Origin of the sequence: Pseudomonas sp. LAM2023, assembly GCF_016620375.1 — a bacterium.
Lineage (GTDB): Bacteria > Pseudomonadota > Gammaproteobacteria > Pseudomonadales > Pseudomonadaceae > Aquipseudomonas > Aquipseudomonas anuradhapurensis.
This window is the reverse complement of record NZ_JAENHV010000015.1, coordinates 862,653-876,910: the sequence shown is the minus strand read 5'-3', so window position 1 is coordinate 876,910 and position 14,258 is coordinate 862,653. Positions and strand designations below refer to the sequence as shown.

Here is a 14,258-nt window from a genome sequence, read left to right as displayed (position 1 = left end):
CCCTGTGCTATCCCTGTGGGTGCTGGCTGGCCGGCGATGACGTCAACACCAACGGCCTAGCCCCCGAAAATCGACAGGTCCAAAGGCCGCACAGCGCCCATCCAGATCGCATGATCACGATGGTCCGCAAGTTCATCCCCGGTCAACGGATGCATGAACACCACAAGTCCCTTGCGATACAACGCCAACCAAGGCAAAACCACCCCCACCACCTCCGGCCCGAACGCCAGCTGGCAGCTCCAATCCGGGTGTGGCCCCACCGGTTTCTGGTGCATGCGCCCCATGGTCACCGGGAACAGTCGCGCGGCCTCCTCGCACAACTCACGGGCCTGCTCCATGGTCGCTGCGTCGTAGTACACGTGGGCGTGGTACCCCTTGATCCTCTGCACGATAACTCCTGATTGCGGTCCAACCATCACCACCTGCAAGGGAGTGATGCCGTGAAAAACGCCGAAACGCCAGTGTTCAAGCTGGTCCTGTTCGGGCCTGAAAGCAGCTTGGGCAACGCCCTGATGGTCGAACTGCTGGCGCGCCAGCACGAAGTCACGGCCGTGGTGAATGACCTCAACCGCCACGCGCCACGCCCGGGCCTGCATTTCAAGATAGGCGGGCTGGGCGATGCCGACCAGGCGGAACAGGGTGCGGCAGGCGGTTCGGCGGTGATCGCCCTGTTATCGGCGCTGGCACCGGGCGACCTGCCTGGTCAAGCGCGAATGAGCGAGGCGCTGATGGCCGGGCTCAAGCGCACGACTATACGCCGGCTGTTGCTGGTGGGCGATTTCGATGTGCTGGATGAACCGGGCAAGTACAGTGAAGCGGAGCGGGAATGCGTGGACCAGGTGGTCGATGGCTTGCAGCGCAGTGCCTTGCACTGGACGTTGATCAATGCGCCGCCGGAGCTGCCCGGGTTGGGGATGGAGCATTTTCGCAATACCGAGGGCACGCTGGAGCCGGGGTTGGCAGAGCCGTTGCGGCACCTGGCCGGGGTCGCGGCGGGGATGGTGGATATGCTGGAACTGGACTTGCACCGGGGCGAGCATCTGAACTTCGTGGTCTAGATGGCCGGGGCTGCTGCGCAGCCCATCGCGACACAAGGCCGCTCCTACCTCGACCGCGCAGCCTCGGCTGGCGCGATTCCTGTAGGAGCGGCCTTGCGTCGCGATGGGCCGCAAAGCGGCCGCAAAATCTCAAAGGCTGCGCTCCCGCTCCAGCCAATCCACAAACCGCTCGATCAACGCCCCACGCCGCTTGCGCGGCGGCAACACTGCGTAATACCCACGCGCCGAACGCAAACTCTCCTCCAGCGGCCGGCACAGCAACCCTTGCTCCACCAACCCGTCCACCAGATGCCCCCAGCCAATCGCCACGCCCTGGCCGGCGATCGCCGCCTGGATCAGCAACGTATAGTTATCGAACCGCAGCTGCCCCGGCGGCGGCGGGCTGGCCACGCCAAACCCGCGAAATACCCCCGCCCAGTCGAACCAGCGGCTGGCCTGCTCGCCCTTCAAGTGCAACAACGGCAATCGTTGCAAAGCCTCGGCTGACAAGGGTTTGCCATGAATCAGCCGCGGGCTGCAGACCGGAAAAACCTCTTCATCGAACAGCCACCGGCTCTCGCCCTGGTGAAAGCGCCCGTCACCAAACAGCACTGCCACATCGATGTCCGGGCGCAACATGCCCTGGCTGCGTTCACCAGTCACCAGGCTCACATCCACCTGTGGATAAGCCTGATGAAAACGCTGCAACCGTGGCATCAGCCAGAACGCCGCAAAAGCGAAGTCGGTCGCTACCTGCAGCACCTCGCGCTGGCCTCTCCCGCAGACCTCAGCGACGCCGTCATCCATGGCCTGCAGGCCCTGATGCACCTGTTCGAACAACACCTGGCCAGCCTCGGTCAGCTCGATGCCCCGGTAAATGCGGTCGAACAAGCGCGTGCCCAACTGAGCCTCCAGCCGTTTGACCTGCTGGCTCACCGCCGGCTGCGTGGTGCCCAGCTCCAGCGCCGCCGCAGTGAAGCTACGCAACCGCGCAGCGGCCTCGAACACGCGCAAGGTATCCAGCGAAAAATCGGCGAGGTGGTCAAACATAAGCGTGGCTAATCCTGGTCATTGTTCGCCATGGGCTTTACCCATGTTATCCACAGTCGCATCTTGATAGGCAAGCGGTTCGCATAACTCTCAACGATGGAAGCCACCATGACGCGCCCGAATATCCTGTTCATCATGGCCGACCAGATGGCCGCGCCCTTGCTGCCGATCTACGCCCCCTCGCCAATCCAGATGCCACACCTGAGCCGCCTGGCCGCGCAGGCGGTGGTGTTCGACGCCGCCTACTGCAACAGCCCGCTTTGCGCCCCGTCTCGTTTCACCCTGGTCAGCGGCCAGTTGCCCAGCCGCATTGGCGCCTACGACAACGCCGCCGACTTCCCCGCCGATGTACCTACCTACGCCCACTACCTGCGTCGCCTGGGCTACCGCACTGCGCTGTCAGGCAAGATGCACTTCTGTGGCCCGGACCAGTTGCATGGCTACGAAGAACGTCTGACCAGCGATATCTACCCGGCAGACTACGGCTGGGCGGTGAACTGGGATGAACCGGATGTGCGCCCAAGCTGGTACCACAACATGTCGTCGGTGCTGCAGGCCGGCCCCTGCGTGCGCACCAACCAACTGGATTTCGACGAAGAAGTGCTGTTCAAGGCGCGCCAGTACCTGTACGACCACGTCCGCGAAAACGATGGCCGGCCGTTCTGCCTGACCGTGTCGATGACCCACCCGCACGACCCATACACCATCCCCAGGCACTACTGGGATCGCTACGAGGGTGTGGATATTCCCATGCCACGTGCCGAGCTCGCGCAGGCGGAACTCGACCCCCACTCGCAGCGCCTGCTGAAGGTCTACGACCTGTGGAACAAGCCGCTGCCTGTGGACAAGATTCGCGATGCCCGCCGCGCCTACTTCGGCGCCTGCAGCTACATCGACGACAACATCGGCCAGCTGCTGCAAACCCTGGAGGAATGCAACCTGGCCGACAACACCGTGATCGTATTCTCCGGCGACCACGGTGACATGCTCGGTGAGCGAGGCCTCTGGTACAAGATGCACTGGTTCGAGATGTCGGCGCGGGTACCGCTGCTGGTGCATGCGCCAAAGCGCTTCGCGGCAGGCCGCGTGAGCGCCTCGGTATCGACCTGCGATTTGCTGCCGACGCTGGTCGAACTGGCTGGCGGGGCTGTGGATAAAGACCTGCCGCTGGATGGCCGCTCGCTGCTCGGCCACCTGCAAGGGCAGGGCGGCCACGACGAGGTGATCGGCGAGTACATGGCCGAAGGCACCGTCGGGCCGCTGATGATGATCCGCCGCGGGCCATACAAGTTCGTGTACAGCGAAGACGACCCGTGCCTACTCTATGACCTGAGCCGCGACCCGCACGAGCGGGAGAACCTCACCAGCAGCCCGGACCACCAGGCGCTGCTGCAGGCATTTGTCGATGAAGCACAGCAACGCTGGGATATCCCCAGCCTGCGCCAGCAGGTGCTGGCCAGCCAGCGCCGTCGCCGGCTGGTGGCCGAGGCACTGGCCATCGGCAAACTGAAAAGCTGGGACCACCAACCCTGGGTGGACGCCAGCCAACAGTACATGCGCAACCACATCGATCTCGACGACCTCGAGCGCAAGGCACGTTATCCACAGCCCGCACCCTTGGAATGAGTAAAGAGAGGCCGCCATGCATAAGTTCTCCGCCGCCGTGTTCGCCCTGGCCATCAGCCTGGGCACGGGCACCGTTTACGCCGCCGACAGCGACACGCAATGCACTACCGTGAAATTGGCCGACCCCGGCTGGAGCGACATTGCCTCGACCAACGCCGTGGCCCGCCTGCTGCTGGAAAGCCTGGGTTACCAGGTAAAGATCGACAGCCTGGCTGTACCGATCATCTATGGCGGCCTCAAGGATGGCCGCGTAGATGCCTTCCTCGGAAACTGGATGCCCGCGCAACAGGGCTTTCATGACAAATTCATCGCCAATGGCGACGTGAAGCAGCTGTCACGCAATCTGGAGGGAACCGAGTTCACCCTGGCAGTGCCAGATTACGTGTGGAATGCCGGCGTCAAGGACTTTGCCGACCTGCAGAAGCACGCCGAGCAATTCGACAAGAAGCTTTACGGGATTGGCTCCGGCGCCCCGGCCAACCTGTCACTGAAGGAAATCATCGACAAGAATGAATTCAACCTTGGCCAATGGAAGCTGGTGGAATCCAGCGAACAGGCGATGCTGGCGCAGGTCGACCGGGCAGTGAAAAAACAGCAGTTCATCACCTTCCTCGGCTGGACCCCGCACCCGATGAACGTGAAGCTGAAAATGCATTACCTGACCGGCGGGGAAAAGTGGTTCGGCAGCAAAGGCGATGTCTATACCCTGACCCGCACGGGTTATCCACAAGCCTGCCCCAATGCGGCGAAGATGCTGGAAAACCTGAAGTTTACGCTGGATATGGAAAACAGCATCATGGCCGAGGTTGTGGACAAGAAGATAAGCTTCGACGAAGCAGCCAAGGCCTGGGTTAAAGCGCATCCCGAGGTGCTGGAGGGGTGGTTGGCTGGGGTGAGTACCAAGGCCGATGGCAACGCCCTGGAGGCCGTCAAAGCCAAGCTGTAACTTCGCAAGCGACACCTCATCCTGTGGGATCGGGCATGCCCGCGAACACCGGCGAAGCCGGTGCCATCCACTGCGGTGGTATCTTCGCGGGCTCGCCCGCTCCCACAGGGTTTGGCGAAAACCTTAAGGATTGTGGATAACCCATGTATCGTCTCATTCACCTGCTGCCCTTCCTCACCTGGCTGCCCCGCCAATCGGCCCGCAGCCTGCGCCAGGATCTGCTGGTGGGGCTGAGCGGTGCCATCCTCGCCCTGCCACAATCCATCGCCTACGCCCTTATCGCCGGCCTGCCCGCCGAATACGGCCTCTACGCCGCCATCGTGCCGGTGCTGATCGCCTGCCTGTGGGGCTCGTCCTGGCACCTTATCTGTGGCCCGACCGCCGCCATTTCCATCGTTCTCTATGCCAGCATCAGCCCGCTGGCCGTGGCCGGCAGCGCCGACTACGTAACCCTGGTGCTGTTGCTGACCTTTCTCGGCGGCCTGTTCCAATTGCTGCTCGGGCTTTTGCGCTTCGGCGCGCTGGTCAACTTTGTCTCCCATTCCGTGGTGCTTGGCTTCACCCTGGGCGCTGCCATTGTCATTGCCCTGGGCCAGTTACCCAACCTGCTGGGCATGGACCTGCCCAGCCAGGCCACTGCGCTGAAGACAGCGCAGGACCTGGCCAGCCACGCCGGTGAGGTGGACCTGCCTTCGTTGGTGCTGGGCCTGGCCACCGTGGCCATCGGCGTGGCCTTCAAGCTCTGGTGCCCACGCTGGCCGAGCCTGTTGCTCAGCCTGATACTGGTCAGCCTGCTGGCCTGGTTGCTGCCCGGCTGGTTTGGCCATGTACCGCGAGTGCCAGCCTTCGCCGGCCAACTGCCACCGTTCAGCCCGCTGCCGTTGCTGGATGTGGAACTGGTGCTGCGGCTACTGCCCAGCGCCGTGGCGGTGGGTATGCTCGGGCTGGTCACCAGCCTGTCGATTGCCCGCTCGTTGTCGGCACGTTCGGAACAGTTGATCAACGCTGACCAGGAAATTCGTGCCCAGGGCCTGTCGAACATCATTGGGGCGTTCTTCTCCGGTTACCTGTCTTCCGGCTCCTTCACCCGCTCCGGGTTGAGCTATGACGCTGGCGCCCGCTCGCCCCTGGCCGGGGTGTTCTCGGCACTGTGGGTAGCGCTGTTCGCCGTCGCCGGGGCCGGGCTGATTGCGCATCTGCCGATACCGGCCATGGCCGGCAGCATTCTGTTGATCTGCTGGGGGTTGGTGGACCACCGCGCGATTCGCGCGCTGTTCCGGGTCAGCCGTTCGGAATTCCTGGTCATGGCACTGACAGCGGCGGCGACGTTGTTGCTGGAGCTGCAAACCGCGATCTATGCCGGGGTGTTGGCATCGCTGTTCTTCTACCTCAAGCGCACGTCACGGCCAAGGGTGCAGCAAACCCGTGAAGGGGAGGCGGACGTGCTGCGGGTAGGCGGGTCGATTTTCTTTGGTGCAGCGCCTTACCTGCAGGTGCGCTTGCAGCGCTGCCAGGGGCCGCATGTGGTGATCGATGCGCGGCAGGTGAACTTTATCGACTATTCCGGTGTGGATATGTTGCACCGCGAGGCGCGGCGGTTGCGGCGGGCGGGGGGAAGCCTGACCTTGCACCGGGCCAGGCCGCAGGTGATCGAGGAATTGCAGAAGCTGGAAGGGGTGGAGCTATGCCCAATCCGGTTCGAGGAATGAGCTTGGGTTGATATTTTGGGGCTGCTACGCAGCCCATCGCGACGCAAGGCCGCTCCTACAGGCGTTTCGCGTTCGTTGTAGGAGCGGCCTTGCGTCGCGATGGGCCGCAAAGCGGCCCCGACTATTTCAGCCCCGAGCGAGCTGTCGGCGCAGTTCAGCCAAAACCGGCGCCGTATCCGGACGCACCCCACGCCAGACCAGGAACGCCTCAGCCGCCTGCTCGGCCAGCATCCCCAGCCCATCCAGCACCTGAGCCGCGCCGAGCCTGGTAGCCCACTGGCAAAACGGCGTCGGCTCCTTGCCATACATCATGTCGTAGCACACCGTACGCCCCGCCTCGACCAGGCTGTCGGCAATTGGCGGCAATTCACCGGCCAGGCTCGCCGAAGTGGCATTGATGATCACGTCCACCGGCTCCTGCAACCAGGCAAAACCACTGGCTACCACCGGCCCCAGTTCATCGAATTCCCGCGCCAGCTGCTCGGCCTTTTCCACGGTGCGGTTGGCAATCACCAGCGACTGCGGCCTGTGCGCCAGGATTGGCTCCAGCACGCCACGCACGGCGCCGCCAGCACCCAGGATCAGGATACGCTTGCCTGCCAGCTCGACCCCGGCATTCACCGTCAGGTCGCGCACCAGGCCCGCGCCATCGGTGTTGTCGCCCTGCAGCGTACCGTCGGCCAGCTTGCTCAGCGTATTCACCGCGCCGGCGCGCTGGGCGCGTGGGGTCAGGCTGTCGCACAGGCGGTAGGCCTCTTCCTTGAACGGCACGGTGACATTGGCGCCGCTGCCTTGCTTGAAAAAGCCGCGTGCACAATCGCTGAACCCGTCCAACGGCGCCAGCAGGGTAGCGTATTCCAGGTCCTCGCCAGTCTGTTCGGCGAACAGACGGTGGATCAGCGGCGACTTGCTGTGGCCGATGGGGTTACCGAAAACGACGTACTGGTCCATGGCGATTCCTCTATTGTGCGCGGGCTTACTGGCCGAGCCAGTCGCGGTCCTGCAGGAAGTATTCGGTCAGGCGCGCTTCCTCGCTGCCGGGCGCGGCCTTCCAGTCGTAGCCCCAGCGCACCTGCGGCGGCAGCGACATGAGAATGGACTCGGTACGCCCACCCGATTGCAGGCCGAACAGGGTGCCACGGTCGTAGACCAGGTTGAACTCCACATAGCGGCCACGGCGGTATTCCTGGAACTCGCGCTGTTGCGGGGTGTACGGCGTGTTCTTGCGGCGCTGGACGATCGGCAGGTAGGCGTTGACGTAGGCATCGCCAATGGCGCGCATGAAGGCGAAGCAGGTGTCGAAGTCCCACTCGTTCAGGTCATCGAAGAACAGCCCGCCAATACCGCGTGGCTCGCCACGGTGCTTGAGGTGGAAGTAACGGTCGCACCAGGCCTTGTAACGCGGGTACACGTCGGCACCGAACGGCGCGCAGGCCTGCTCGGCCACGCGGTGCCAGTGAATACAGTCTTCCTCATTGCCATAGTAGGGGGTCAGGTCGAAACCACCGCCGAACCACCACACGGCTTCTTCACCTTCCTTTTCGGCAATGAAGAAGCGCACGTTGGCGTGCGAGGTAGGCACATGCGGGTTGTGCGGGTGGATCACCAGCGACACGCCCAGAGCCTCGAAGCCACGGCCCGCCAGCTCGGGGCGGTGGGCGCTGGCTGACGGCGGCAGGCCGGCACCGAATACGTGAGAAAAGTTGACCCCGCCTTTCTCTATCACCTTGCCGTCGCCGATCACCCGCGTGCGGCCCCCACCACCGGCCTCGCGCACCCAGGCGTCCTCGACGAAGCTGGCACCGCCGTCTTCTGTTTCGAGGGCAGAGCAGATGCGGTCTTGCAGGTCGAGCAGATAGGCTTTCACGGCCTCGGTGCGGCTAGTCATCGGGTCACCAGGAACGGGCAGGGAATAATTCGCCGCGTAGCATACCACCGCCAGCGCGCGCGCCGCAGTTGACGGCGATCAAGCAAAGGCGTCCGATAGAAGGCCTTTCCCGATCCCGACTACAGGAGTGCGAGATGGCCAAGCGTATCCAGTTCAGCCAGCATGGCGGCCCGGAAGTGCTGCAGTTTGTGGAATTCGAACCCGCTCCGCCCGGGCCGCAGCAGGTACGAGTGCGTAACCATGCGATCGGCCTGAACTTCATCGACACCTATTTCCGCAGCGGCCTGTATGCACCGCCATCGCTGCCCTCCGGGCTGGGTACCGAGGCGGCGGGCGTGGTCGAGGCCGTAGGCGAGGGCGTGACCCGCCTGAAGGTTGGCGACCGCGTCGCCCACGCCGGAGGCCCATTGGGTGCGTACAGCGAAGTGCATACTCTGCCGGAGGCCAACCTGGTCAAGCTACCCGACAACATCAGCTTCGAGCAGGCGGCGGCGGTGATGCTCAAGGGTCTGACCGTGCAGTACCTGTTGAAGCAAACCTATGCGGTGAAGGCAGGCGACGTGATCCTGTTCCACGCAGCGGCGGGCGGCGTGGGTTCGTTGGCGTGCCAGTGGGCCAAGGCACTGGGGGCCAAGCTGATCGGTACCGTCAGTTCTGCCGAAAAGGCCGCACGGGCCAAGGCGCTGGGGGCGTGGGCGACCATCGACTACAGCCATGAGGATGTGGCCAAGCGGGTACTGGAACTGACCGACGGCAAGAAATGCCCGGTGGTGTATGACGGGGTGGGCGCCGACACCTGGCTGACCTCGCTGGACTGCCTGCAGCCGCGTGGTTTGATGGTGAGCTTCGGCAATGCCTCGGGCGCGGTGAGCGGGGTGAACCTGGGCATTCTGGCGCAGAAGGGTTCGCTGTACGTGACCCGGCCAACTCTGGCCACCTATGCCAATAATGCCGAGAACACCCAGGCCATGGCCGATGACCTGTTTGCGATGATCGGCAGTGGCAAGCTGGTTGTGGATATCCAGCAGCGGTATCCGCTGAGCGAGGCGGCCAAGGCACAGGCGGAGCTGTCGGCACGGCGGACTGTGGGGTCGACTGTTCTGCTACCTTGAGCCCGCTGGTACAGGTACTGCACCGATCTCAGGCGCAACGCCAGCCCTGCGGGAGCGGGCATGCCCGCGAAGACGGGCGAAGCCCGTGCAGGCACCGCGCTGGTTTCTTCGCGGGCAGGCCCGCTCCCACTGGGGCCCCCGCCAAGCTTGTGGACAGGTATCAACCCGGACGAACCACCTCGCCAGTGGCAAGGTTGCGAATCACGCTCGGATTCTTCCGCCCCCCCAATGCCCCACCCAGCACCAGGTCCAGCTGGCCATGGAAGTACTGCTCCACCCGCAACCGGGTCTTCGCCGCCGGGCGCCCGCCGGGGTTGCACGAGGTGGAAATCAGCGGGCCCACCAACGCACACAGTTCACGCACCACCGGATGGTCGCTGACCCGCAGCGCCACCGTGTCATGCTGCCCGGTCACCCACTCTGGCAGCAGGTCCTGGTGCGGCACCAGCCAAGTGTTCGGCCCCGGCCAGGTGCTGCCCATGCGGTCGATCCAGTCTTCGGGAAAATCCTCGAACAGGAAGTCGAACTGGCGGATGTTGTCGGCCACCAGGATCAGCCCTTTATCCACAGGCCGCGACTTCAGCGCCAGCAGGCGATACACCGCGTCCTCGTTCCACGGGTCGCAGCCCAGGCCCCAGACCGCTTCCGTCGGGTAGGCGATCACCGCGCCGGCCCGGATCTCACGTGCGGCTTGTTGCACTCGAAAACTGCTCACCATTTCTGTCACTCCACCTATGAAACTTGCTTGTGAGCAGTGTACTTAGCCCGCGCGGGCAAACCAACGCCCGGCTTCATTGCTGACCCGCCCTTCCAGCTCAAGTTCGGTAAGCTGCGCCAGCACATCGGCCAGCGGTTGCTCGCTGCAGTGGGCCAGGCTTTCGCTGGTCTGTGGCGCAGCATGCAGCAGCGCGAGCAACGGATGCTCGAACTTGTCCACAAGCGCCGGCGGCAGGTTGTGCCAGCCCTGCAGGCTTTCCAGGATCTGCTCCACGCTTTCCACCAACAGTGCGCCGTCACGAATCAACTGGTGGCAACCCTTGGCCCCTGGGTGGTGAATGGACCCCGGGATGGCATACACCTCGCGCCCCTGCTCGGCCGCCAGGCGGGCAGTGATCAGCGAACCACTGGCCAGACTTGCCTCGACCACCAGCACACCCAGCGACAAGCCACTGATGATGCGATTGCGCCGTGGGAAGTTGCCCGGCAGCGGTCCGGCGTCCAGCGGGTACTCGGAGACCAATGCGCTGCCATTGTCGACCATCGCCTGCGCCAGAGCCTGGTGGCGCTGTGGATAAAGTTTTTGCAACCCCGTGCCCAGCACCCCGATCGTGCGCCCTCCAGCCTGCAACGCGGCCCGATGAGCGGCGCCATCTATACCCACGGCCAGCCCGCTGGTGATGGTGAAACCGGCTTGTGCCAGATAACGGGAAAACGCACCGGCATTGTCGATTGCCGGCGGTGAAGCACGCCTGCTACCCACAATTGCAAGCTGTGGGCGTTCGAGCAAAGCCGGGTCACCGGCGACGAAAAGCAGCGGCGGAGCATCGTCGATCTCGGCCAGTAGCGGTGGGTAGCCAGGGCCGTCCCACATCAGTAAATGCTGGCCTGGGCGCTCTAGCCAGGCCATTGCGGCCAATGCGCCTTGACGTACTTCGGCACTGCGCCTGGCATCGATGGTAGCCTGCGGTATGCCCAATGCACGCCAGGCACCGGCCGGGGCACACAGGGCCGACGAGGCACTGCCAAATGCTTCGAGCAAGCTGCGAAAGCGTCGCAATCCGGTCTCAGGCAGGCGGTGCAGGCGCAATCGCGCCTCCAGTTCTGCAGGTGGAAGAGGCGACGAATGGTAATTTTCCATGAGGGATCATCCTTGATCGAAACGGGGCCATCGGCGTGGCACAAGCTGTGGATAACTTTGTTGATAACGCTTTGACAACCTGTCCATCGAATGGGCTATAAGCTGGCCCTGAAAACCCTAGCCGAGCTTTGCCAGGTGCTGAAATCGCCGTTTCCCTTTATTATGTGTGCTCAGTTTTCAACCGAACGCACAGTGACTGCCTGACCTTATGGCCATCTTGAACATTCTCGAATTCCCGGACCCGCGCCTGCGCACCATCGCCAAACCGGTGACGGAGTTCGACGACGCCCTGCGTCAGCTGATCGACGACATGTTTGAAACCATGTACGAAGCCCCCGGCATCGGCCTGGCCGCCACCCAGGTCAATGTGCACAAGCAGGTCGTGGTCATGGACCTCAGCGAAGACCGCAGCGAGCCGCGCGTGTTCATCAACCCGACGGTCGAAGAGCTGACCCATGACATGGGCCAGTACCAGGAAGGCTGCCTGTCGGTACCGGGCTTCTACGAGAACGTCGACCGCCCGCTACGTGTGCGGGTAAAGGCCCAGGACCGCGACGGCAAGCCGTACGAGCTGGAATGCGAAGGCCTGCTGGCGGTATGCGTGCAGCACGAATTCGATCACCTCAACGGCAAGCTGTTCGTCGATTACCTGTCGCAGCTCAAGCGTGACCGGATCAAGAAGAAGCTGGAAAAGCAGCACCGCCAGCAAGCCTGATCCCTACCTTCCAGAAGGCTTGCTCCGGCAAGCCTTTTTCTTTTTTGAAGCGAGAACTCCATGCGCATCGTCTTTGCAGGCACTCCAGAGTTTGCCGCCGAACACCTCAAGGCCCTGCTCGACAGCCCGTACGAGATCGTGGCCGTCTACACCCAGCCCGACCGCCCCGCCGGCCGCGGCCAGAAACTCATGCCGAGCGCGGTCAAGGCACTGGCGGTGGCCCATGACATTCCGGTGTTCCAGCCGCCGTCGCTGCGCAACGCCGAAGCCCAGGCCGAACTGGCTGCGCTGCAGCCAGACCTGATGGTGGTGGTGGCCTATGGCCTGATCCTCCCGCAGGCAGTGCTGGATATCCCGCGCCTGGGTTGCATCAACAGCCACGCCTCGCTGCTGCCACGCTGGCGCGGTGCCGCACCGATCCAGCGCGCCGTGGAAGCCGGCGATGCCGAGAGTGGTGTAACCGTCATGCGCATGGAAGCAGGCCTGGACACCGGCCCGATGCTGCTCAAGGTGGTTACCCCGATCAGTGCCGACGACACCGGTGGCAGCCTGCATGACCGCCTTGCCGAAATGGGCCCGCCCGCGGTGGTAAAGGCCATCGCCGGCCTGGCCGACGGCTCGCTGCAGGGGGAAGTGCAGGACGATGCCCTGGCCACCTATGCGCACAAGCTGAACAAGGACGAAGCCCGCATTGACTGGAGCCGCCCGGCGGTCGAGCTGGAGCGCCTGATCCGCGCGTTCAACCCATGGCCGGTTTGCCACAGCACCCTCGATGGGGAAAGTGTAAAAGTGCTGGCCGCCAGCCTGTCTAACGCCCAAGGCGCGCCGGGCGAGATCCTGTCGGCGAGCAAGGACGGCCTGGTAGTCGCCTGCGGTGACCAGGCGCTGAGCCTCACCCGCCTGCAATTGCCCGGCGGCAAGGCGCTGAACTTCAGCGACCTGTTCAACAGCCGCCGCGAGAAATTCGCCAGCGGCAAGGTGCTGGGCCAATGAACCCACGCCTCGCCGCCGCCCGCGCCCTTGCCGCTGTGCTCAGCGGCAAGGCCTCGCTGAACAGCTCGCTGCCGGCGCAGCTGGACAAGGTCGACGAACGCGACCGTGGCTTGACCCAGGATCTCGCTTTCGGCACCGCACGCTGGCAGCCGCGCCTCGACCTGCTGGCCGCACAGTTGCTGCAAAAGCCGTTCAAAGCCGCCGACGCCGATGTCCAGGCGCTGTTGCTGGTCGGCCTGTACCAGCTGTTCTACACCCGTATTCCGGAGCACGCCGCCATCGGCGAAACCGTGGGCTGTGCCGACAAGCTGAAGAAGCCTTGGGCCAAGGGCCTGCTCAATGCCGTGCTACGTCGCGCCCAGCGCGAAGGCGAGGCATTGCTTGCGGGCATGGAGCGCGACCCGGTGGTGCGCACCGCCCATCCACGCTGGCTGCAAAAATCGTTGAAGGCCTTCTGGCCGGAGCAGTGGGAAGCCATCTGCGCCGCCAACAATGCCCACCCGCCCATGATTCTGCGGGTCAACCGCCGACACCACAGCCGCGACGCCTACCTGGCGCTACTGGCCGAGGCGGGCGTTGGCGCCAGCGCCTGCCAATACAGCCGTGACGGCATCGTGCTGGCCGAAGCCTGCGATGTGCGTGGCCTGCCCGGCTTTGCCGAAGGCTGGGTGAGCGTGCAGGACGAAGCCGCGCAGCTGTCCGCCGACCTGCTGGAACTGGCCCCGGGCCAGCGCGTGCTGGATGCCTGCTGCGCACCCGGCGGCAAGACCTGCCACCTGCTGGAGGCCGAAGCCGGCCTGGCCCAGGTGGTGGCCATCGACCTCGAAGCCAAGCGCCTGAGCCGGGTGCGCGAGAACCTCGACCGCCTCCAGCTTGACGCCCAGCTGATCGCCTGCGATGCCCGCGACACCGCCAGCTGGTGGGATGGCAAGCCGTTCCAGCGCATCCTGCTCGACGCGCCGTGCTCGGCCACCGGCGTGATCCGCCGTCACCCGGACATCAAGCTGACCCGCCAGGCCGACGACATCCCGGCCTTGGCCGCGCTGCAAGGTGAGCTGCTCGATGCCCTTTGGCCGACCCTGGAGGTTGGCGGCATGCTGCTGTACGCCACCTGTTCCAGCCTGCCGACGGAGAACACCGAAGTGATCGACGCCTTCCTCGCCCGCACCCCTGGCGCCCGCGAGCTGGACCTGGCCACCGCGGCCGGCCTGCGCCAGCCCCATGGCCGCCAGTTGCTGGCCCAGGAAGGCGGCCACGATGGCTTCTACTATGCCAAGCTGATCAAGATCGCCGCTTCGCGCGGATAAGAAAACAAGGTAGGGAG

14 protein-coding genes are annotated in these 14,258 nt (G+C 64.2%); 8 read left to right on the top strand and 6 right to left on the bottom strand.

What is annotated here, in order from left to right:
* Positions 1–56: 56 nt before the first annotated feature.
* Positions 57–389, bottom strand: a complete 333-nt coding sequence (locus JKP78_RS09590) for a DOPA 4,5-dioxygenase family protein (protein ID WP_186671631.1) — start codon at positions 387–389, stop codon at positions 57–59.
* Positions 390–440: 51 nt separating this feature from the next.
* Here JKP78_RS09590 and JKP78_RS09585 point away from each other — a divergent pair, with 51 nt between their 5' ends.
* Positions 441–1,058 carry an NAD(P)-dependent oxidoreductase gene (locus tag JKP78_RS09585; RefSeq protein WP_186683880.1) on the top strand — a complete coding sequence of 206 codons (618 nt, stop codon included), beginning with the start codon at positions 441–443 and terminating at the stop codon, positions 1,056–1,058.
* A 129-nt stretch (positions 1,059–1,187) separates the two neighbouring features.
* Here the strand turns inward: JKP78_RS09585 and JKP78_RS09580 are convergent, their stop codons facing one another.
* Entirely contained in the window at positions 1,188–2,087 is a 900-nt protein-coding gene (locus tag JKP78_RS09580; RefSeq protein ID WP_200626588.1) for a choline sulfate utilization transcriptional regulator, read from the bottom strand.
* A gap of 108 nt (positions 2,088–2,195) precedes the next feature.
* On the opposite strand from JKP78_RS09580, the gene betC reads away from it, so the two are divergent.
* From betC to JKP78_RS09565, 3 genes are all read left to right on the top strand, one after another.
* Positions 2,196–3,713 carry a choline-sulfatase gene (betC, locus tag JKP78_RS09575; protein ID WP_186683884.1) on the top strand — a complete coding sequence of 506 codons (1,518 nt, stop codon included), beginning with the start codon at positions 2,196–2,198 and terminating at the stop codon, positions 3,711–3,713.
* A gap of 16 nt (positions 3,714–3,729) precedes the next feature.
* Positions 3,730–4,659: a choline ABC transporter substrate-binding protein gene (choX, locus tag JKP78_RS09570; protein ID WP_186683886.1), complete on the top strand. Its 930-nt coding sequence runs from the start codon at positions 3,730–3,732 to the stop codon at positions 4,657–4,659.
* A gap of 143 nt (positions 4,660–4,802) precedes the next feature.
* Positions 4,803–6,368: a SulP family inorganic anion transporter gene (locus JKP78_RS09565; RefSeq protein WP_186683888.1), complete on the top strand. Its 1,566-nt coding sequence runs from the start codon at positions 4,803–4,805 to the stop codon at positions 6,366–6,368.
* Between the two features lie 126 nt (positions 6,369–6,494).
* Here JKP78_RS09565 and aroE read toward each other — a convergent pair whose 3' ends face one another.
* Positions 6,495–7,319: a shikimate dehydrogenase gene (aroE, locus tag JKP78_RS09560; RefSeq protein ID WP_186683890.1), complete on the bottom strand. Its 825-nt coding sequence runs from the start codon at positions 7,317–7,319 to the stop codon at positions 6,495–6,497.
* Between the two features lie 25 nt (positions 7,320–7,344).
* Positions 7,345–8,256 carry an oxygen-dependent coproporphyrinogen oxidase gene (hemF, locus tag JKP78_RS09555; protein ID WP_186683892.1) on the bottom strand — a complete coding sequence of 304 codons (912 nt, stop codon included), beginning with the start codon at positions 8,254–8,256 and terminating at the stop codon, positions 7,345–7,347.
* 134 nt (positions 8,257–8,390) lie between these two features.
* Between hemF and JKP78_RS09550 the strand changes: the two genes are divergently transcribed.
* The gene (locus JKP78_RS09550) at positions 8,391–9,368 is read left to right on the top strand and encodes an NADPH:quinone reductase (protein ID WP_186683894.1); all 978 of its coding nucleotides are present in this window, start codon (positions 8,391–8,393) and stop codon (positions 9,366–9,368) included.
* Between the two features lie 160 nt (positions 9,369–9,528).
* Here the strand turns inward: JKP78_RS09550 and JKP78_RS09545 are convergent, their stop codons facing one another.
* Complete coding sequence (locus tag JKP78_RS09545) at positions 9,529–10,086, bottom strand: L-threonylcarbamoyladenylate synthase (protein WP_015268440.1); 558 nt, start codon at positions 10,084–10,086, stop codon at positions 9,529–9,531.
* 42 nt (positions 10,087–10,128) lie between these two features.
* Complete coding sequence (dprA, locus tag JKP78_RS09540) at positions 10,129–11,226, bottom strand: DNA-processing protein DprA (protein ID WP_186683905.1); 1,098 nt, start codon at positions 11,224–11,226, stop codon at positions 10,129–10,131.
* 208 nt (positions 11,227–11,434) lie between these two features.
* Between dprA and def the strand changes: the two genes are divergently transcribed.
* Genes def through rsmB form a run of 3 tightly spaced genes read left to right on the top strand, consistent with a single transcriptional unit; the run spans position 11,435 to position 14,241 of the window.
* The gene (gene def, locus JKP78_RS09535) at positions 11,435–11,941 is read left to right on the top strand and encodes a peptide deformylase (protein WP_051097836.1); all 507 of its coding nucleotides are present in this window, start codon (positions 11,435–11,437) and stop codon (positions 11,939–11,941) included.
* Between the two features lie 60 nt (positions 11,942–12,001).
* Positions 12,002–12,934 carry a methionyl-tRNA formyltransferase gene (gene fmt / locus JKP78_RS09530; protein ID WP_186683906.1) on the top strand — a complete coding sequence of 311 codons (933 nt, stop codon included), beginning with the start codon at positions 12,002–12,004 and terminating at the stop codon, positions 12,932–12,934.
* Positions 12,931–14,241 carry a 16S rRNA (cytosine(967)-C(5))-methyltransferase RsmB gene (rsmB, locus tag JKP78_RS09525; RefSeq protein ID WP_186683907.1) on the top strand — a complete coding sequence of 437 codons (1,311 nt, stop codon included), beginning with the start codon at positions 12,931–12,933 and terminating at the stop codon, positions 14,239–14,241. The genes fmt and rsmB overlap by 4 nt, the downstream gene beginning before the upstream one ends.
* Positions 14,242–14,258: the final 17 nt, after the last annotated feature.

Bases quoted from the DNA above. Each gene is read 5' to 3' on its own strand.
- JKP78_RS09580 (WP_200626588.1), bottom strand. From the start codon at position 2,087: ATGTTTGACCACCTCGCCGATTTTTCGCTGGATACCTTGCGCGTGTTC.
- betC (WP_186683884.1), top strand. From the start codon at position 2,196: ATGACGCGCCCGAATATCCTGTTCATCATGGCCGACCAGATGGCCGCG.
- choX (WP_186683886.1), top strand. From the start codon at position 3,730: ATGCATAAGTTCTCCGCCGCCGTGTTCGCCCTGGCCATCAGCCTGGGC.
- JKP78_RS09565 (WP_186683888.1), top strand. From the start codon at position 4,803: ATGTATCGTCTCATTCACCTGCTGCCCTTCCTCACCTGGCTGCCCCGC.
- aroE (WP_186683890.1), bottom strand. From the start codon at position 7,319: ATGGACCAGTACGTCGTTTTCGGTAACCCCATCGGCCACAGCAAGTCG.
- hemF (WP_186683892.1), bottom strand. From the start codon at position 8,256: ATGACTAGCCGCACCGAGGCCGTGAAAGCCTATCTGCTCGACCTGCAA.
- JKP78_RS09550 (WP_186683894.1), top strand. From the start codon at position 8,391: ATGGCCAAGCGTATCCAGTTCAGCCAGCATGGCGGCCCGGAAGTGCTG.
- JKP78_RS09545 (WP_015268440.1), bottom strand. From the start codon at position 10,086: ATGGTGAGCAGTTTTCGAGTGCAACAAGCCGCACGTGAGATCCGGGCC.
- dprA (WP_186683905.1), bottom strand. From the start codon at position 11,226: ATGGAAAATTACCATTCGTCGCCTCTTCCACCTGCAGAACTGGAGGCG.
- def (WP_051097836.1), top strand. From the start codon at position 11,435: ATGGCCATCTTGAACATTCTCGAATTCCCGGACCCGCGCCTGCGCACC.
- fmt (WP_186683906.1), top strand. From the start codon at position 12,002: ATGCGCATCGTCTTTGCAGGCACTCCAGAGTTTGCCGCCGAACACCTC.
- rsmB (WP_186683907.1), top strand. From the start codon at position 12,931: ATGAACCCACGCCTCGCCGCCGCCCGCGCCCTTGCCGCTGTGCTCAGC.